The organism is Nonomuraea sp. NPDC049158, from assembly GCF_040648335.1.
In the GTDB taxonomy this organism is placed as follows: domain Bacteria; phylum Actinomycetota; class Actinomycetes; order Streptosporangiales; family Streptosporangiaceae; genus Nonomuraea.
Genome location: NZ_JBEZDM010000017.1, coordinates 93,363 through 111,496, shown reverse-complemented (window position 1 = coordinate 111,496; position 18,134 = coordinate 93,363). Strand labels below are relative to the sequence as shown.

Below are 18,134 nucleotides of genomic sequence, written 5' to 3'. Positions count from 1 at the left end.
GGTTCAGCGGCCGTATTCCTGGAGGCCGCCCGCCCCGTGCGGCGGGTGGCGGTGGGTGCGGCTGTGCCGTAACAAGTGATCTGGTGGTAAAAGATCAGCCAACATGTACCTGAGGGCGGCGGCCGGGCTCCTCCTCGGCCTGGCGCAGGACCTCACGGGTGAGCGGCGGCACGTCACCCCCGCCGAACAGCAGATATCTCAGCAGCGCCAGCACCGGATTGCCCTCCGCCCAGTGGAAGTACACGTGGGGGCGGCGGCTGGAGGTGTCGCGCAGGTGCAGCAGGATCGCGGCGATCGTGTTGGGCACCGCCGCGCTCGTCGCGGTCAGCACCCCGTAACCGTGCCGCATCTCGCCGCGCACGAGCACCTCGGACTCGAACTCCGAGGTGTCGCCGAGCGTGACCTCCAGGAACAGCATCGGCTCGTCGTCGGGCAGGTGATGGTACTGGCGCGTCTCGCTGTCCTTCTCGGCGTACTCGGCCTCGTCGCGGGCGTCGGGCTCGTTGGCGATGATGCGCAGCTCGCCCGGCGGCAGCCCGTCGATGAGCCGCTTGGCCTCCCCGTCGAGCGCCACCCCCGTCACCCGCAGCTCGGTGGAGCGCGTGGCGCGGGAGATGATCGAGGTGACGATGATCGCCACGACGAAGAACACCGCGATCGACAGGCCGTCGGGGCGTTCGATCACGTTGGCGACGAAGGTGTAGGTGAGGATCAGCGAGATGAGGCCGAACGCCGCCGCCGCGCCCCGCCGCCCGGCGCGCGCGACCGAGATGGTGACGGCGACCGCGGCCGACAGGATCAGCGCGAGCACGCCGGTGGCGTAAGCGCCGCCCTGCGACTCGACGTTCGCGCCGAACAGGATCGTGATGACGAACGAGATCGCGGTGAACACCAGCACCAGCGGCCGTACGGCCCGCGCCCAGTCGGGCGCCATGCCGTAGCGGGGCAGGTAGCGCGGCACGATGTTGAGCAGGCCCGTCAGCGCCGAGGCGCCCGCGAACCAGAGGATGGCGATGGTGCTGACGTCGTAGAGGGTGCCGAACCAGTCGCCCAGATATTCGTGCGCCAGGTACGCCAGCGCGCGCCCGGCCGCGTGGCCGCCCTCCTCGAACTCCTTGTGCGGGATGAGCACGGCCGTGGCGAACCCGCTGAACACCAGGAACACGCTCATGATCAACGCGGCCGTGGTGAGCAGCCGCTTGGCGCCCTTGACGCGCTGCTCCAGGTCGCCCTCGATCTGCGGCATGACGGCGACGCCCGTCTCGAAGCCGGACAGGCCGAGCGCCAGCTTGGGCAGCGCGAAGGCGGACAGCGCGATCATCGCGAGCGGGCTGGAGTGCCCCGCGGTGAGCGCGTCCTGCCAGTCGCCGACCAGCTCCGGGCGGGAGAGCACCTGGGCGACGGCGGTGCCGACGACGACCAGGTTCAGGGCCAGATAGACGGCCACCAGCGCGATGGCCAGGCCGATGGCCTCGCTGAACCCGCGCAGGAAGATCGCGCCGAGCGCGGCGATGAGCAGCAGCGTGATGGGCACCTGCTGACCGGCGAGCGCGTCAGGGAAGAACGGGTTCTGCAGGATGTGGGCGGTCGCGTCGGAGGCCGACAGCGTGATCGTGAAGATGAACGCCGTCGCCACGAACCCGAGCAGCACCAGCACCAGCAGCTTGCCCCACCAGCTCGGCAGCAGTCGTTCGAGCATGGCGATGGAGCCCATGCCGTTGGGGCTCTCGGCCGCCACCACGCGGTAAGTAGGCAGCGCGCCGAACAGCGTCAGCGCCACCAGCATGAGCGTGGCGATCGGCGACAGCGCGCCCGCGGCCAGCGCGGCGATGCCCGGCTGGTAGCCGAGGGTGGAGAAGTAGTCGACGCCTGTGAGGCACATGACCTGCCACCAGGAGTGACGCTTGCCGGGATGTTCGTCGTGCATCCCGGACGTCGGCTGCAGCCCGTGTAGCAGCCAGCTCCGCATGGTCACCGGTCGGCCCTTCTCTCCTGGTCTCTGTCCTGGTCGAATTCGGAGACCCTATCCACCGGAGCGGCTCTCGCGCATGCCGGGCCTTACTGGACTGGAAATTCGGGGGACATTTGGTGATTTGTGCCGGTACCGTGGATCACCGGGGTGGCTCTTTGGGTGTGCTTCCTTCTTCATTTTTCAAATGACTCCAGCGCCCCCGCTCTCCACCTCTTCAGAGGTCGCGCGGTGCTCCCACGCGGCCTCTCTCAATGCGAAGGGTCGCTCCGCGGTCTCTAGGGCATCGGAGGTGCCTGGGTGAACGGTCCCGCCGAGATCCTGCTGCGCCGTACGCGGGTGGTCGCGCCCGCGCTGCTGGCCGCCGATCCGCGTATTCCCGAACCCGTCGGCACGCTGCCCAGCCGCCTGACCATGACCGGGGCCGATGTGCGGTCCGGGGTGGCGGCGCTGGAGTTCGAGCTGCTGCAACTGGGCTTCCTGGTGTCGGCGGAGCTGTATCGGGCGCTGGCGAGGCTGTCGTCGAAGGACCTGACGCGCGTCGGGCGGCGGCTGCTGCACGGTCTGCGGGGCGAGCTGGGCGCGTCGGTCTCGCACGTACCCCTTTTCCGGAGATTTCCTGACAGGGTGCCCAAGGACACCGGCGAGTTCTACGTGCGGCGGGTGTTCTCGCTGCTGCTGCAGGAGCCGGAGCGGCCGTGCGTCCTGTGCGGAAATGTCGGGACCGTCCACGCCGTGTCGCCCTGCGCGCACCTGGTGTGCCGTTCGTGCTGGGACGGCGCCGACTTCAGCGCCTGCCCCATCTGCCATCGGCGCATCGACCTGGACGACCCGTTCCTGCTCCCGTCGGAGGAGCGCGCGAGCGTCGACCGCGCCGCCGTCACCACCACCGGCCTGCTGCGTCTCGCGGACGACCCCACGGCGGCCTGCCGCGAGGTGGCCGTGGACCTGATGACCCGCCGCACCCCCATGCCGCCGCACGACCGGGCCGACCTGGAGACGCTGCTGGAGGCGTTCTGGCCCGAGTCGGGCGACTGGCTGCCGGAGAGCGTCCCGGTCAAGGAGACGCGCGCCGTCGTGCTCGCCGTCGCCCTGCGCCGGGGCGCCCCCGAGCTGCTGAGCAAGCATCTGGAGACGGCCACGGACGTGCTGCGGCTGCTGTACGTGCTGATGGACGCCGACCCCGGGCTGCGGATCCGCCCGCGGCGCCGCGTGTCGCTGCCGCGCGCCGTCCGCCGGACGCTGCTGTCGTGCCTGGACGCCATGCCGTACGCGATCGAGGACCTGCTCCGCTACGGCGAGCAGTGGAAGCGCATGGCCGAGGTGCTGCACCCCCACGAGCACCACGCCCGCTACCCGAACGCCGCGCTGGCCTTCGCCGCCCTGCGCGGCACCCGGCTCGACCCGGAGACGGCGTTCGGGCGGACCCTGCTGGAGCTGGCCGCGCGGCGGCCGGGGCTGCTGCGGGTGCGTGACGGGCGGCTGGTGGTCACCTCGTTCGCGAGCCGCATGGAGACGGCCCTGGCCGACGGCCGCCACTCGGACGCGGCCGACCTGCTGGCCCACCGGCCCGGCGAGCTGATGCGGCGGCTGTCGCAGCTGCTCCGCCTCTCCCCCGACCTGCTGGAGACCCTCGGCCGCGCGGAGGCGGACACGCCCGCGTCCGGACCGGCGCCTGCCGGACTGGCGGGCGTGGCGGCATCTACCGGGTTGGCGGGTGTGGCGGTGCGGGTCGCGCCCGGGGTGCTCCTCGCCGCCCTGGGGCAGCTGCGGACGCCGCCCGGCGGGCTGCGGCTGTTCCTGCCGCGCGGTGGCACCGCGCGCCTGCACACCCGGCCCGATGACCGGCCGCCGCTGCCGGACGAGGTGGTGCTGGAGGCCGAGCGGACACTGGCCGCCGAGCTGCTGCGCCGCGCCGCCGCGCTCCCCCCGCTGCGGCGGGTGCTGCTGGACGAGGGCCTGGCCGACCTGGTCGCGCCGACGTCCGAGCGGACGGCGGTCAAGGCGCTGGTACGGCTGCCGCGCGGCAGCCTCCAGCCCCTCCCCGGCGGCGAGCGGCTCCGGTTCTTCCTCCACTGGGCCGAGCCGAAGGGCACCCGGGTGGACCTCGACCTGTCCGTGGCGGTCTTCGACGGGCGCTGGGAGTTCGTCGGGCTGTGCGACTACACGCGACTGCGGCTGGGCAAGGCCGTCACGCACTCGGGCGACCTGACGTCGGCGCCCGAGCCGCTGGGCGCGTCGGAGTTCATCGACGTGAACGTGCGGGCCCTGCGCGGCCGCTACCTGGTGCCGGTGGTGTTCAGCTACAACGACGTGCCGTTCGAGGGGCTGGTACGGGGGTTCGCCGGGTTCATGGAGCAGCCGGAGGGGTTGTTCGACCCGCTGGCCGTGCGGCAGCGCTTCGATCTGACGGGGCCGGCCAAGATCCTGGTGCCGCTGGTGGCCGACCTGTGGACGCGGACGATGCGGTGGGCGGACGTCAACCTGTCCGCCGCCGGTTACGGGCACAACGTGGCCGGTAGCGCCGGCGAGCTGGGCCTGCTGGGCGCGGCGCTCGAGCAGGCGTTCACGCACCGGGTGACGCTGTGGGAGGTGGGCTGCTGGCACGCCGCCGCGCGCGCCGCCGAGGTCCTGGTACGAAACCGCCACGGCGAACTGGTCCGCTACGAGCGGCGGCCGAGTGAGGACGTGGCCGCGTTCGCCGACCGGCTGATGGCCCGCGCCGACGCCCCGGCCGTCGAACGGCCCGTGTCGTTCGACGGGGTCGAGCTCGCCATGCTCGTCCACGGCGACCTGCCCCTGCCCAGCGGCTGCGCGGCGTACGCGCTGCACCCGGACGGCCTCGGCGACGTGCGCCCACTGGGCGCGGCCGACCTGCTGACGGGCCTGTCCCCCGACCCCGTGAAAGTGCCCACGTGAGCGAAGATCTGATCCTTTCTGTCGTGGTGGGGTCGCGGGCCTACGGTCTGGACACGGCCGAGTCCGACACCGACCGGCGCGGGGTGTTCGTGGCGCCGACGGAGGCGTTCTGGCGGCTGGACAAGCCGGTGACGCATCGCGACGGGCCGTTGCCCGAGCAGTTCTCGTGGGAGGTCGAGCGCTTCTGCGGGCTCGCCCTCGACGCGAACCCCACGGTCCTGGAGTGCCTGTGGTCTCCCCTCACGGAGGTGCTCACGCCGGAGGGCGAGCGGCTGCGCGACCTGCGCGGGGCGTTTCTGTCGCGGCGGGCGCACGAGTCGTTCACCCGGTACGCCGAGGCCCAGTTCCGCCGCCTCGATCCGGCCGCGCCGAAGTGGAAGCAGGCGATGCACCTGATCAGGCTGCTGCTCAGCGGCCGCCACCTGATACGCCACGGCGAGCCCCTCATCCAGGTGGGCGACCACCGCGACCGGCTGCTGGCGATCAGGCGCGGCGAGGTGGCATGGGCGGAGATCGCCGCCTGGCGCGCCGAGCTGACCGGCGACCTGGCCGACGCGACCGGTGTCCTGCCTGCGGCGCCGGACCTGGAGTCCGTCGAGACCTACCTCGTGGCCGTACGCAGAGCCCACCTGTCCCGGGAGCGCGTGTGAACCTGCCTGCCTGGCTGCCGGAGATCCCCGAGGAGCAGCCGTACCCGCTGGTGTTCGCCACGATCAGCGGCGCGCACCTCTACGGTTTCCCCTCGGCCGACTCGGACGTGGACCTGCGGGGCGTGCACCTGCTGCCGCTGCGGGAGGTCGTCGGCCTGCGTACCGGACCGGCGACCCTCGATCGGACCTGGACGCGCGACGGCGTCGAGGTGGACCTGGTCACGCACGACCTGGCCAAGTTCTGCGGGCTGCTGCTGAACCGCAACGGCTACGTCCTGGAACAGCTCCTCTCCCCCTTGGTCGTGTCCTCCTCTCCGTTGCACGAGGAGCTGACGGCCCTGGCGCCCGGCTGCCTGACGCGGCACCACGCCCACCACTATCTGGGGTTCGCGCGTACGCAGTGGCGGCTGTTCGAGAAGAACGGGGAGCTCATACCGCTGCTCTACACCTTCCGCGTGCTGGCCACCGGCCTCCATCTGATGCGCACCGGCGAGCTGGACGCCGACCTGACCCACCTGTTCGCGTACGTCCCGGCGTACCTGCCCGACCTGGTGGCCGCCAAGCGGGACGCCGAGCACGGCCGCGCGCCGGGGGTGAGCACGGCGGGCGAGGACGTGGCGCGCCTGACCGCCGAGCTGGAGGCGGCCAGGGACTGCTCACCGCTGCCGGAGGCCGCCACGGTCCGGGACGCCATGCACGACCTCGTGGTCCGGGCGCGCCTCGCCACCGTGGCCACGTGATCTGGCGGCGCCGCCAGATCACGTGGTCAGGACATCAAGCGGCGGGGCCGGATCAGGTGTTCAGGGCAGCAGGCGGCGCCGCCGACAGGACGAGCCTGACGGCGAAGTTGCGATAGCCGGACCGTTCGAAGGCCCTGGCCATCGGGACGTTCCCGGCGTCGGTGTCGGCGACGATCCGCTCGGCGCCCCGGTCGGCGTGCAGCCGGGTGATCTCGCCGAGCAGGTCGTCGCCGTAGCCGTGGCCGCGGTGCTCGGGCACCACGCCGAGGTAGCCGACCACCGGCCCGCCCGCGTTGGCCGACGGCAGCGCCACACCGGCGAGGTCGCCGTCCGGCGTGTACGCCAGGCGCCACCAGCCCCTGTCGCCCGGCATGCTCCGGTAGCCCTCGACATCCTCCCGGGCCTGCGCCTCAGGGGCGGTCGTGGCCAGGGCCTCCCGGGTGTGGTGGTCGAGCGTGCCGACGGCCACGCGCCCGAACGCCTCGACGAACACCTCGTCGTCGGCCTCCGCCCGGAACACCAGCCGGTCCGACGCCTCCGGCACCGGCGTGCCGCGCGTCCACTCGAACCGGAGCCGTTCGAGCTCGTCGGTCAGCCCGGCCAGTGCCCCGGCCCGCCACCGCCAGTCGATGGCGGCCGTGACCTCCGGGTCGTCCCGCCAGCCGTTCGCGACGAACACGTGGTAGGCGGGCGCGTCGCCGAACCCCTCATGGGCGTGTCGCAGCAGCTCGGCGGCCAGTTCCACGCGGTCGGGCACCGACGGGTGGACCCAGAGGCAGTCGAGCGCGAGCGGGCGGTCGCCGTCGGGCAGGCCCCACCAGACGGCGCGGGCGAGGATGCGGCCGTCCTGTTCCGCGACCCAGATGCGGTCGTGGCGGTAATGACCGTTCTTGAGGAAGGGGAGCAGCCGGTCGGGGTCGGCCCAGCTGAGGGGCTCATCGACGGCGCAGTCGAGCAGTCGGTCGAGGTCAGCCTCGACCGTGGAGCGGAAAAGCACGATTCCTCCGGAGAGTGACAACAGCGGACGCGTGGAGCGCCCGGAAACCACGGACCATCTCGACGCCTCCCTTCTTCCGGACTTTTCGCGGTCAGCGAGGACTTTATCGCAAATGTAAGGCGAGTTCCGACAGGATAAGGACGTGGGCTCCTACGACGACGACACGCTTCCGCTCCAGCCTCCCGTCCGGCTGCCGGCCGACGACGAGCTGGTGGCGGCCGTACGCGAGACTCCTCTGGCGACCGGCGACGCCGGCGCTTCCGCTCATCCGGCGCTCGCGCCGGATGCGGCCGAGGCCCTGCGTGACGGCTCCGACGACAAGGTGCTCCAGGTGTGGGCGGACGTCTGCCGCCGCACGCTGAGCACCGACGAGACGCTGTTCATGGAGGTGGTACGCCTCTACCTGGGCCGCGGTCCGCTGACCGACGAGGTGCCCGCCGTCCTGACGGACCTGGGCCTGGTACGCCAGGCGCCGCCGCGCACCCTGACCCCGCTCGGCATCTGGGCGGCCGGGCTGGTGATCGGCGAGGCGACCGGGCAGGACATCCCGGTCATGGGCTCGCTGGCCGGCCGGGACGCCGGCGCGCTGCTGCACGGCCTGCGCTCCTACCCGGAGCCGGAACGCGACGAGGAGCTCGCCGGCTGGCTGGCCGGCCGGGATCAGGGCGAGGCGGCGGCCGAGATCGCGGCCGCGCTCGGCGAGGTGAGCCCGCTGAGCCGGGCCGTCGGCGTGGAACTGCTCGCCACCGGGCTGGGCGAGGCGGGCACGGAGGCGCTCGACGGGCTGCTCGGCGCGCCGAGGCTGGGCGCCGTCGTGGCCGCCCGGCTGGGCCGCGAGGAACGGCCCCCGACGCCCGAGGAGATCGCGTGGGCGTTCGTGGACATGGCGGCGGCGCTGCTGGAGTTCGGCGGGGAGGCGGCCGAGGTCATCAAGTCGGTCTCCCAGGGCATGGAGAAGGACGAGCAGGCGGGCACGATCGCCCTCCTGGCCCTCGGTGACCATCCCTGGACCGAACGGGTGCTGCAGGTGTTCATCGACCACCATCCGGACGAGCGAGTCGTGGCGGCGGCCCGCAAGGCGCTGCGCCGGCACGGCCTGATGGACGCCCGAGGGTAGAGTCTCCCGAGATGACGAACCACACGATCAGCCCGCGGACCGGCGTTCTCGGCGCGTACTCCTGCGGCTGCGAGGCGGACCTGCCCGACCTCATGTCCGCCGAGCTGCACGCCTCCGAGACCAACCAGTGCACCGCCTGCCTCGGCTCGGCGGAGCAGCCGGTGCTGCCCGGTCTGGCGCCCGGCATCCTGCCCGGCCTCTCGCGTGGCCTGATGCGCCCCTGCCCGGCCTGCGCGGCCACGGGGCGCCGCAAGGAGCAGATCGTCTGGGAGCTGGCCCACGCCGAGGCCGAACAGGTGATCACCATGAGCCTGGTACGTGGTGTGGTGGCGGAGTTCGGCGGGCCGTTCCACCTGTCGGAGGTCGCGGACGCGGTCAGATCGGGCCTCGGACTCCCGCCGGGCCGCCTGCCGGTGGGGCCACGGGTTCGCGACCTGTTGTTGCGGCTGCAGGCGGCGGGCGAGATCACCATGCTGTCGGCTCCCGACGAGCTGCTGGACGGCGCCGACGTGGTCCTCTACCGCGACCCGCAGTGGTCCCGCGCCTCCGGCCTTTAACGCTTGACGCGGCCCTCAGCGCCCGACGCGGCCCTCAGCCGCTTGACGCGGTCCTCAGCGCTCGATGCGGCAGAGGATCTCGCCGTGTGTGATCGAGATCCAGCCGTCGTCGGCCGCGGCCCACTTCAGCCAGCCCTCGGAGATGCGCCGTAGGTCCTCCTGTGTGGCGGCGCCCGTGTCGAGTGCCTGCGTGGCCATGGCGGACTGCTTGATCCGGTCGGCCCACATCCCGCCCCACCAGGCCCGGTCCTCCGGTGTGGCGAAGCACCAGGTGGACGAGGTGGCGGTGACGTCGTCGAAGCCCGCGGCCCTGGCCCACGACAGCAGGCGCCGTCCGGCGTCCGGCTCGCCGCCGTTGCTCCGCGCGATGCGCTGGTAGAGCGCCAGCCACTCGTCGAGCTCCGGCAGCAGCGGGTACCAGGCGAACGCGGCGTAGTCGCTGTCACGCGCCGCCACCAGGCCGCCCGGCTTCGTCACCCGCCGCATCTCCCGCAGCGCCCGTACGGGATCGCCGACGTGCTGCAACACCTGGTGGGCGTGGACGACGCAGAACGTGGCATCCGGATAGTCGAGCGCGTGCACGTCGGCGACGGCGAAGTCGACGTTGCCCGCATCTCCCACGCCGGCCCTGGTCAGCTCCAGCGTCTCCGCGCTCACCTCGGACGCCGTCACGTGCGCCACCCGGCCGGCCAGGTCGGCCGTGATGGTGCCGGGTCCGGCGCCCACGTCCAGCAGCTTCATCTGGGGCTTGAGGTGGGGCAGCAGGTACGCGGCCGAGTTCGCGGCGGTGCGCCAGCGGTGGGAGCGCAGCACGGACTCGTGGTGGCCATGGGTGTAGACGGCGTCCATCGAAACTCCTTCGTCTCGCCTCGGTACGACGACACTAGCCCCTATCTCATCATTCAAGAATATATGTCTCATTATATGAGCATGATTGGGTGCTGATCATCTCTTGGGCGCTCGTAGACTTTGTGGCGACACATCCGCATGTGGAAAGGGCACTGGTCGTGGGAGAGGTCCGGCCGATCGTTCAGGTGGGAGACCCGGTGCTGCATACGCCCTGCGAGCCGGTCACCCGGTTCGACGGAGCGCTGGCGGCGCTGGTGGAGGACATGTTCGCGAGCATGTACGCGGCCGAGGGCGTGGGCCTGGCCGCCAACCAGATCGGCGTGGCGTCGCGGGTGTTCGTGTACGACTGCCCCGACGAGAACGGCGACCGGCACAAGGGCGTCGTGGTCAACCCGACGCTCGAGCTGCCCGGAATCGGCGAGCGGCATCTCGACGCGGGCGAGGAGGGCTGCCTGTCGGTCCTGGGCCAGTACGCCCCGCTCCCCCGTCCCGACCACGCCACCGTGCACGGCTTCGACGCCGAGGGCGCGCCGGTCACCGTCGAGGGCACCGGCATGCTGTCGCGCTGCCTGCAGCACGAGACCGACCACCTCGACGGCTATCTCTACATCGATCGCCTCCCGGCCAAGCGCCGCAAGCAGGTGCTGGCGGCGTACGAGGAGTCCCGCGCCGTGGGGTAACCGCGGAAAGTGGACTGCCCACGGAAAGTGGACTGCCGACGGAAAGTGGACTGGCGCGGACATGGACTACGGTGGCGATGTGATCACGGTGGAGGACGTGCGGCGGCTGGCGAGCACGCTGCCGCGCTCGTCGGAGCATCTCATCAGGGACCGGATCAAGTTCCGCGTCGGCTCGATCGTCTACGTGGCCTTCTCCCGCGACGAGACCCTCATGGGCTTCGGCTTCCCCAAGGAGGAGCGGGCCGCCCTGGTGGCGGCCGAGCCGGACAAGTTCCTGCTGCCCGGCGAGTCCGACATGCGGTTCAACTGGGTCGTCGCGCGCATGGCCGCCATCGACGCCGACGAGATGCGGGAGCTGGTCGTCGAGGCGTGGCGGCTGACGGTCCCGAAGAAGGTCTACGCCGCCTACATCAGCTCAGCCGGTCAACACCCAACGCGCTGATCAGCAGGCGTTCCTTGCGATTGCCGAGCAGGCGGGCCGTCCAGTCGACGAAGCCCCCGTCGGCCAGCTCCACGCCGTCCGCGTAGATCTTGAAACACAACCCCGCGTAGTAACCCCGCCCGGACCGCCGGTCCGGGTCGTCCGTCGCGCCGAGTCCGTCGGCCACCCGCTCGAAGCGCGGGTCGAGAACGGTGACGCGGACCTCCGGGCCGGGGATGCCGCACGCCCGGAGGGCATCCGTCAGCAGGCCCAGGTGCTCGGCCAGGTGACGGCGTTCGAAGGCCAGGTTCCCCGTGTCCCGGTCGCCCGACACCAGCGCGAACAGGCCGAAGTGCGCGTACATCCCCGCGCCCGCGAACTGCTGCGCCCGCACCACACGCTGGAACGCGGCCAGCCGCACCGGATCGGTGGAGCGGCGCCGCCGGACGGCCGCCTCCAGCGCGAGGGCGTTCGTCGGGTCGGCCGCGACCTCGGTGTTCCTGATCGTGGTGATCACCTTGTTCTGGTCCACGGTGGCCGGCGCCGAGTGCGCCCCGAGCGGCGCGACCGGCGCCAGAGTGAGCAGCTCGAAATCGGCCGGTACGACCGACAGCACCGCGTCCTCGACCCGGCGGATGCGCTCGAACGGCACCGTGGCCGGCCCCACGAACCGGTCGGTCGTGTAGCGGCGGAGCACGTCGGCCGGGGTCAGGCCGCGCGCCCGCACCCGCATGACTTCGAGCAGCAGCGTGGTGAGATCGGCGCCGGACAGCCGCTCGGCCAGCACGTCGAGGATCTCGGGACCGCCCGCTTTCCTGAGCACCCGCTGCAAAGCCGTTGATTCATCACCCATCGCCCAAGCATGATCGTGATCATGAGCGAGCGCGACTGGATTTCCTGGCACGACCACTACGACACGCCCGGCTCGTCCCTGAGCCGCCGACTGGCCGTGGTACGCGAACGCGTCCGGCTCGCCCTGGACGCCGGCGCCGAGCGGGTGGTGAGCCTGTGCGCCGGCCCGGGCCGCGACCTGCTGCCCGCACTCGCCGCCCACCCCCGCCGGGAGCGCGTCCGCGCCAGGCTGGTGGAGCTCGACGAGCACAACGCCCGGATCGCCGAGCGTGACGCGCCCGGCGGCGTCGAGGTGGTGTGCGGCGACGCCGCGCTGACCGACGCCTACGCGGGCGCCGTGCCCGCCGACCTGGTTCTCGCCTGCGGGATCTTCGGCAATGTCAGTGATGCCGACATCCGGCGTACGGTCGCCACACTGCCCCGCCTCTGCGCGCCCGGCGCGACCGTGATCTGGACCAGGGGCCGCCACGAACCCGACCTGCTGACGACGATCTGCGACTGGTTCGAGCAGGACGAGTTCGAGCGGATCCACCTGGACAGCGACGGCCACTACGGCGTCGGCGTGCACCGCTACACCGGCCCGCCCAGGCCGCTGGAGCCGGGCGTCCGGATGTTCACCTTTCTTTAGGACACACTCCGGTCTTTAGGACACGCTCCGGTAGAGGCCCTGGGTCAGCCCGGTGATGCGCTTGACCGAGGAGCTCCAGGTGCCGCCCACGGGGTGCGCCGTGAGCAGCGCCATGATGAACCGGTCGTCCTTGCCCAGCAGGCCGGTGGTGTGCAGCACCGGACGGCCGTAGTCGGGCACGCCGGACCCGGTGGCCCGTGACGCGACCCCGCTGATCGACAGGTCGGCCCCAGCCGCCCGCAGCGGAACCGGGTTCACCGAGGCGCCGGTGCCGCACTTGGTGGGCGCCACGTCGCCGAAGCCCGACCAGCCCTGCTTGACCGCCCACGGCTTGGGCACCGCACGCGGGATGCCGAAGTACTGGTCGAAGCCGTCGGTGCCGCACGGCGTGGAGTTGCGCAGGTGCCCCAGGATCGTGTCCCGCACCCCGGGCGCCGCCGTGTCGAGCAGATAGCGGTAGGTCCGCACGATGTCGTACGCGCTCAGCGACGTGTAGCCCCAGAACCCCGGCTTGGACGCGGGCGGCGGCGTGGTGTCGGACAGCCCGAGCTTGCGCGCCATCCGCTCGACGATCGCGCCCTTGCCGTCGCGGTTCCAGAACGTGGTGGCCGCGTGGTCGTCACTGGAGCGCAGCATGACCTTGAGCAGCCGGGCGTCGGCGGCGGGGACGGACTTGCGCTTGTCCAGGTAGTCGATCGCGATCAGGATCTTGACGACCGAGGCCGAGCGGAACTTGCGGTGCGCGTTGCGGGTGGCGACGAACGTGCCCGCCTTCCTGTCGAACACCAGCCACGACGCCGTCGTACCGGCCGGCACCGTCGGAGGCTTGACGCCATCGGTGGACGCGGCCGCCGGGGGTCCGGCGACGCATGTCACCGCGAGAGGTAAGGCTGCCGCGACGGCGGCCCAGGGCTTGGTTCGCATCCGACATACCTACCAGAGTCTTGACCTTCCAACAGAGTCGGGTATAAACACAGATGAAACCACACTGAAACGGCGGTGAATCAACATCATGTACGCCGAGGAGCGGCAGCAGGAGATCCTTCGCAGGGCCCGCGCCGCGGGCCGTGTCGACGTGGTGTCGCTGGCCGGCGAGCTCGACGTGACCACCGAGACGATCCGCCGCGACCTGACCGCGCTGGAGCGGGCGGGCGTGCTGCGCAGGGTGCACGGCGGCGCGATTCCCGTGGAGCGGATGGGGTTCGAGCCCGCGCTCGCCACCCGCGACGAGGTGATGACCGCGGAGAAGGAGCGCATCGCCAAGGCCGCCCTGGCCGAGCTGCCGGAGGACGGCTCGGTCATCATCGACGCCGGCAGCACCACCGGCCGCCTGGTGCAGATCCTGCCCGCCGACCGGGAGCTCACGGTCGTGGTCAACTCACCGCCGCTGGCCACCGCGCTGGCCGCCCGCGCCAACATCAGCGTCATCGTGCTCGGCGGCCGGCTGCGCGGCCGGACGCTGGCCACCGTGGACGACTGGGCGCTGCGGCCGCTGTCCCAGCTGCACGTGGACGTGGCGTTCATGGCGACGAACGGCTGCTCGGTCGCCAAGGGCCTGACCACGCCTGATCCGGCGGAGGCGGCGATCAAGCGGGCGATGGTGTCGGCCGCGGAGCGCAGCGTGCTGCTGGCCGATCACACCAAGTTCACCAACACCTACCTGGCGAGCTTCGCCGAGCTGAGCGAGATCGACGTGGTGATCACCGACGCGGGCCTCGACCTCGCCCTGGCCGCCGACCTGTCCGCCGCGGGCCCGGAGGTGGTCCGGGCATGACCCGTTACGGAGACCTCGGCGGCGGTTCGGGCGTGACCTCTTACGGAGACCTCGGCGGAGAGTGGCGGCCATGATCCTCACGCTGACGCTCAACCCCAGCCTGGACCGCACGATCGAGATCGGCTCGCTCGACCGGGGCGCCGTCATCCGGGCCGCCGCCGCCCGCCTGGACCCCGGCGGCAAGGGCGTGAACGTCTCGCGCGCGCTGCTCGCCAACGCGGTCGCCTCGCGCGCCGTGGTCCCGTTCGGCGGCGACGAGGGCAGGCAGCTCGTCCGCCTGCTCACCCTCGAAGGGCTCGACATGGTGACGGTCCCGGTGACCGGCACCACCCGGTCGAACGTCACCCTGGCCGAGCCCGACGGCACCATCACCAAGATCAACGAGCCCGGCACCGCCCTGTCCCCCGGCGAGCTGGACACGATCGCCGACACCGTACTGGCCGCCGCGCATGAGGCCGACTGGGTGGTGGCCTCGGGCAGCCTGCCGCCGGAGGTGCCCGCCGACGTCTACGCCAGGCTCTGCCGCCGCTTCGCCGGCGCGGGCATCCACGTCGCCGTCGACGCCAGCGGCCCGGCGCTGGCCAACGCGCTGGCCGCGGGACCCGCCCTAGTCAAGCCGAACCTGGAGGAGCTCGCCGCCGCCACCGGCATGCCGATCCGCTGCGTCGGCGACGTGGTGGAGGCCGCGGGCAAGCTCCGGGCGGCGGGCGCGCGTACGGTCCTGGCCAGCCTCGCCGCCGACGGCGCGGTTCTCGTCCAGGACAGCGGCATCTGGTACGGCCACGCCACCGTGACGGAGCCGCGCAGCTCGGTCGGGGCCGGGGACGCCATGCTGGCGGGCTTCCTGGCCGGCGGCGCGCACGGCGAGCGGGCCCTGGTCGAGGCGCTGGCCTGGGGCGCGGCGGCGGTGTGCCTGCCGGGCAGCCGAATGCCCGGGCCTGGCGACATCCGCCGCGACGGCGTCCGCACCGGCCCGCCCCTCCTGACCCACCCCCTGGAATCCCCCGCCGACCCCACCTGACTTCGACATACCAGGAACCTGCTCATCCCCCCGAAGGAGCATGTCCAATGGCCGAAACCTACACACCCCAGGTCTATGGGACCGGGGCCAAGGCCACCATCCAGCGCATCGGCGGCCACCTGGCCGGCATGATCATGCCGAACATCGGCGCGTTCATCGCCTGGGGGCTGATCACCGCGCTGTTCATCCCCACCGGCTGGCTGCCGAACGCGGCGCTGGGCGCGATGGTCGACCCGATCATCAAGACGCTGCTGCCCATCCTCATCGCCTACACCGGCGGCCGGATGGTCCACGGGCAACGCGGCGCGGTGGTGGGCGCGGTCGCGGTGATGGGCGTCATCGTGGGGTCGGACATCCCGATGTTCCTGGGCGCCATGATCATCGGCCCACTCACCGCCCTGATCCTGAAATATGTGGACAAGTTCACGGAGGACCGGACCAAATCCGGCTTCGAGATGCTCGTCGACAACTTCACCGCGGGCATCGTCGGCGCCGTCATGGCCATCGTGGGGATGTGGGCCATCGGGCCGGTCGTCCGGGTCGTGACCACGGCCGCGGGCAACGCGGTCGAGTGGCTCATCGTCAACAACCTGCTGCCCCTCGCCTCGGTCCTGATCGAGCCCGCCAAGGTGCTGTTCCTCAACAACGCCGTCAACCACGGCGTCCTCGGACCGCTCGGCGTCGCCGAGTCCGTCAAGCACGGCAAGTCGATCCTGTTCATGCTGGAGTCGAACCCGGGTCCCGGGCTCGGCCTGCTCATCGCGTTCCTGCTGTTCGGCCCGCGCCCACTGCGTCCGAGCACGCCCGCCGCGATGATCATCCACTTCTTCGGCGGGATCCACGAGATCTACTTCCCGTACGTCCTGATGAAGCCCCGCCTCATCCTCGGAGTCATCGCGGGCGGCGCGGCCGGCGTGTTCACCTTCATGATCACCGGCGCCGGGCTGGTGGCGACTCCTTCACCGGGCAGCATCTTCGCCTACATGGCCGTGACGCCGAAGGGCGGCTGGCTGGGCGTGATCGCCGGCATCCTCGTCGCCACCGCCGTGTCGTTCGCGGTCTCCTCGCTCCTGCTCGGCTTCGGCCGCGGCGAGAAGGAGGAGCCGCCGGAGGACACCCCGCAGGCCGCCGCCGCCGACACTCCCGAACCTGCCGCCGACCGCGTCGAGGAAAGCGGCGCGAACGACCGCGAGACCCAGGCCCAGCCCGTCGCCAAGGAGGCGTGAACCATGGCCAGCATCGACAGCAAGGACATTCACAAGATCATCGTGGCCTGCGACGCGGGCATGGGCAGCAGCGTCATGCTCGCCAGCCAGTTGCGCAAGCAGCTCAAGGGCAGCGGCGTCACCGTGGAGCACACGCCGGTGAACGAGATCCCGGCCGACGCCGACGTGGTCGTCTGCCACTCCGGGCTGGCCGCCCGGGCCAGGGTCTCGGCGCCGGGCAAGGTGCTGGTGCCCTTCCAGATCTTCCTCGGCGACCCGGCCGTGACCAAGCTGGTCGCCACCATCAAGAACGGTGGCACGGTCGATGCGTGACGACCTGCTCGACCCACGCGCCGTACTCCTGCACGAGAGCGCGGCCGACCGGGACGAGGCGATCAGGCGGTGCGGGCGCGCCCTGGTGGACGTGGGCGCGGTCGCCGAGCCGTACATCGACGCCATGCTCGAACGCGAACAGACGATCTCCACCTACGTCGGCGAGGGCGTGGCCATCCCGCACGGCACCGCGGCCGCCAAGGAGGTCGTCCAGCACGACGCGATCTGCGTCGTACGCTTCCCGGACGGCGTCGACTGGGGCGGCGAGCCCGTCACCCTCTGCGTCGGCATCGCCGCGAAGAACGACGGGCACGTGCAACTGCTGGCGGCGCTCGCCGACATCCTGCTCGACCCCGAACGCGCCAGAGCGCTCCGTGAGGCGACGGAGGTCGGTCAAGTGATGAAGGAGCTCAGATCGTGAAAGTCGCCCGTTTCCACGCCCCAGGCGACATCCGGGTGGAGGACGCGCCGGAGCCGGTCGCCGGTCCTGGCGAGTTGAAGATCCGGGTACGCAACTGCTCGACCTGCGGCACCGACGCCAAGATCTTCAAGCACGGCCACCACCACATCCGCCCGCCCCGGGTGATGGGCCACGAGATCGCCGGCGAGGTGGTCGGCACCGGCGAACGCGTGCAGGTGATCGCCGCCATTCCGTGCGGCACCTGCGAGGAGTGCCGGCGCGGCCGCCTCACCGTCTGCCCGAACCAGGAGTCGATGGGGTACCACTACGACGGCGGTTTCGCCGAGTACATGGTGATCCCCGCGAAGGTGCGGGCCGTGAACGGCGTCAACGTCATCCCGTCCGGCGTCGGGTTCGCCGAGGCGTCGGTGGCCGAGCCGCTGGCCTGCGTGCTGAACGGCCAGTCGCTGGCGCGGGTCGGCCCGGGTGACGACGTGGTCGTCATGGGCGCGGGCCCGATCGGCTGCCTGCACGTGCGGCTGGCCCACGCGCGCGGCGCCGCGCGGGTGTTCCTGGTCGACGTGAACGCCGAGCGGCTGGCGATGGCGGCGGAGCTGGTACGCCCCGACGCGGTCGCCGACACCGACGCGGTGGACCAGGTGCTCAAGCTGACCGGTGGCCGCGGCGCCGACGTGGTGATCACGGCGGCGGCCTCCGGCGCGGCCCAGGAGCAGGCCCTGCGCATGGCGGCCAGGCAGGCCAGGATCAGCTTCTTCGGCGGCCTGCCCAAGGACGCCCCGAACATCGCCCTGGACTCCAACCTGGTGCACTACCGCGAGCTGACCATCGTCGGCGCGAACGGCTCCAGCCCGGCGCACAACGCCGAGGCCCTCGGGCTGATCGCCGAAGGTCTGGTGCCGGTGGCGGACCTGATCACCCACCGGCTGCCGCTGCCCCAGGTGCTCGACGGGATCGACCTCGTCAGCCGGGGCGCGGCCATCAAGGTCACGATCGAGCCCTGA

Annotated in this window: 19 protein-coding genes; 14 read left to right on the top strand and 5 right to left on the bottom strand. The window is 71.7% G+C overall.

Features of this window, described 5'->3' with window-relative positions; translation table 11 throughout:
* Nucleotides 1–94: 94 nt before the first annotated feature.
* Nucleotides 95–1,969, bottom strand: a complete 1,875-nt coding sequence (locus tag AB0B61_RS32165; RefSeq protein ID WP_358440033.1) for an amino acid transporter — start codon at nucleotides 1,967–1,969, stop codon at nucleotides 95–97.
* Nucleotides 1,970–2,269: 300 nt separating this feature from the next.
* On the opposite strand from AB0B61_RS32165, the gene AB0B61_RS32160 reads away from it, so the two are divergent.
* The 3 genes from AB0B61_RS32160 to AB0B61_RS32150 are packed head-to-tail and all read left to right on the top strand — an operon-like array spanning nucleotide 2,270 to nucleotide 6,278.
* Nucleotides 2,270–4,888 (top strand): MXAN_6230/SCO0854 family RING domain-containing protein, encoded by a 2,619-nt coding sequence (locus AB0B61_RS32160; protein ID WP_358439797.1) that lies wholly within the window; start codon nucleotides 2,270–2,272, stop codon nucleotides 4,886–4,888.
* Complete coding sequence (locus tag AB0B61_RS32155; RefSeq protein WP_358439794.1) at nucleotides 4,885–5,538, top strand: nucleotidyltransferase domain-containing protein; 654 nt, start codon at nucleotides 4,885–4,887, stop codon at nucleotides 5,536–5,538. Before AB0B61_RS32160 ends, AB0B61_RS32155 begins: the two co-directional genes overlap by 4 nt.
* Nucleotides 5,535–6,278, top strand: coding sequence for a nucleotidyltransferase domain-containing protein (locus AB0B61_RS32150; RefSeq protein ID WP_358439791.1), 744 nt, complete (start codon nucleotides 5,535–5,537; stop codon nucleotides 6,276–6,278). The genes AB0B61_RS32155 and AB0B61_RS32150 overlap by 4 nt, the downstream gene beginning before the upstream one ends.
* 52 nt (nucleotides 6,279–6,330) lie before the next feature.
* Here AB0B61_RS32150 and AB0B61_RS32145 read toward each other — a convergent pair whose 3' ends face one another.
* On the bottom strand, nucleotides 6,331–7,275 hold the full coding sequence (locus tag AB0B61_RS32145; RefSeq protein ID WP_358439788.1) for a GNAT family N-acetyltransferase: 945 nt from the start codon (nucleotides 7,273–7,275) through the stop codon (nucleotides 6,331–6,333).
* 142 nt (nucleotides 7,276–7,417) lie between these two features.
* On the opposite strand from AB0B61_RS32145, the gene AB0B61_RS32140 reads away from it, so the two are divergent.
* Both AB0B61_RS32140 and AB0B61_RS32135 read left to right on the top strand, forming a co-directional pair.
* Nucleotides 7,418–8,392 carry a hypothetical protein gene (locus tag AB0B61_RS32140; RefSeq protein ID WP_358439785.1) on the top strand — a complete coding sequence of 325 codons (975 nt, stop codon included), beginning with the start codon at nucleotides 7,418–7,420 and terminating at the stop codon, nucleotides 8,390–8,392.
* 11 nt (nucleotides 8,393–8,403) lie between these two features.
* Nucleotides 8,404–8,949, top strand: a complete 546-nt coding sequence (locus AB0B61_RS32135; protein ID WP_358439782.1) for a hypothetical protein — start codon at nucleotides 8,404–8,406, stop codon at nucleotides 8,947–8,949.
* 54 nt (nucleotides 8,950–9,003) lie between these two features.
* Here AB0B61_RS32135 and AB0B61_RS32130 read toward each other — a convergent pair whose 3' ends face one another.
* Nucleotides 9,004–9,798, bottom strand: a complete 795-nt coding sequence (locus AB0B61_RS32130; protein ID WP_358439779.1) for a methyltransferase domain-containing protein — start codon at nucleotides 9,796–9,798, stop codon at nucleotides 9,004–9,006.
* 140 nt (nucleotides 9,799–9,938) lie between these two features.
* On the opposite strand from AB0B61_RS32130, the gene def reads away from it, so the two are divergent.
* A complete protein-coding gene (def, locus tag AB0B61_RS32125; protein WP_358439777.1) occupies nucleotides 9,939–10,478 on the top strand; it encodes a peptide deformylase in 540 nt (179 codons plus the stop codon).
* A 79-nt stretch (nucleotides 10,479–10,557) separates the two neighbouring features.
* Nucleotides 10,558–10,920 carry an MmcQ/YjbR family DNA-binding protein gene (locus AB0B61_RS32120; protein WP_358439774.1) on the top strand — a complete coding sequence of 121 codons (363 nt, stop codon included), beginning with the start codon at nucleotides 10,558–10,560 and terminating at the stop codon, nucleotides 10,918–10,920.
* Here AB0B61_RS32120 and AB0B61_RS32115 read toward each other — a convergent pair.
* A complete protein-coding gene (locus AB0B61_RS32115; protein WP_358439771.1) occupies nucleotides 10,889–11,752 on the bottom strand; it encodes a hypothetical protein in 864 nt (287 codons plus the stop codon). The two genes, AB0B61_RS32120 and AB0B61_RS32115, sit on opposite strands and share 32 nt — an antisense overlap.
* A gap of 21 nt (nucleotides 11,753–11,773) precedes the next feature.
* Here AB0B61_RS32115 and AB0B61_RS32110 point away from each other — a divergent pair, with 21 nt between their 5' ends.
* Nucleotides 11,774–12,379: a class I SAM-dependent methyltransferase gene (locus AB0B61_RS32110; RefSeq protein WP_358439768.1), complete on the top strand. Its 606-nt coding sequence runs from the start codon at nucleotides 11,774–11,776 to the stop codon at nucleotides 12,377–12,379.
* A 15-nt stretch (nucleotides 12,380–12,394) separates the two neighbouring features.
* Here the strand turns inward: AB0B61_RS32110 and AB0B61_RS32105 are convergent, their stop codons facing one another.
* Nucleotides 12,395–13,303 carry a hypothetical protein gene (locus tag AB0B61_RS32105; RefSeq protein WP_358439765.1) on the bottom strand — a complete coding sequence of 303 codons (909 nt, stop codon included), beginning with the start codon at nucleotides 13,301–13,303 and terminating at the stop codon, nucleotides 12,395–12,397.
* An 88-nt stretch (nucleotides 13,304–13,391) separates the two neighbouring features.
* On the opposite strand from AB0B61_RS32105, the gene AB0B61_RS32100 reads away from it, so the two are divergent.
* The 6 genes from AB0B61_RS32100 (at nucleotide 13,392) to AB0B61_RS32075 (ending at nucleotide 18,134) form a co-directional block, all read left to right on the top strand.
* Nucleotides 13,392–14,153, top strand: a complete 762-nt coding sequence (locus AB0B61_RS32100) for a DeoR/GlpR family DNA-binding transcription regulator (RefSeq protein ID WP_358439762.1) — start codon at nucleotides 13,392–13,394, stop codon at nucleotides 14,151–14,153.
* 70 nt (nucleotides 14,154–14,223) lie between these two features.
* The gene (gene pfkB, locus AB0B61_RS32095) at nucleotides 14,224–15,174 is read left to right on the top strand and encodes a 1-phosphofructokinase (protein WP_358439760.1); all 951 of its coding nucleotides are present in this window, start codon (nucleotides 14,224–14,226) and stop codon (nucleotides 15,172–15,174) included.
* Between the two features lie 47 nt (nucleotides 15,175–15,221).
* On the top strand, nucleotides 15,222–16,400 hold the full coding sequence (locus AB0B61_RS32090) for a PTS mannitol transporter subunit IICB (protein WP_358439757.1): 1,179 nt from the start codon (nucleotides 15,222–15,224) through the stop codon (nucleotides 16,398–16,400).
* Between the two features lie 3 nt (nucleotides 16,401–16,403).
* Nucleotides 16,404–16,712, top strand: a complete 309-nt coding sequence (locus AB0B61_RS32085; protein WP_358439755.1) for a PTS lactose transporter subunit IIB — start codon at nucleotides 16,404–16,406, stop codon at nucleotides 16,710–16,712.
* Complete coding sequence (locus AB0B61_RS32080; protein ID WP_358439752.1) at nucleotides 16,693–17,133, top strand: PTS sugar transporter subunit IIA; 441 nt, start codon at nucleotides 16,693–16,695, stop codon at nucleotides 17,131–17,133. Before AB0B61_RS32085 ends, AB0B61_RS32080 begins: the two co-directional genes overlap by 20 nt.
* Nucleotides 17,130–18,134 (top strand): zinc-dependent dehydrogenase, encoded by a 1,005-nt coding sequence (locus AB0B61_RS32075; protein ID WP_358439750.1) that lies wholly within the window; start codon nucleotides 17,130–17,132, stop codon nucleotides 18,132–18,134. Before AB0B61_RS32080 ends, AB0B61_RS32075 begins: the two co-directional genes overlap by 4 nt.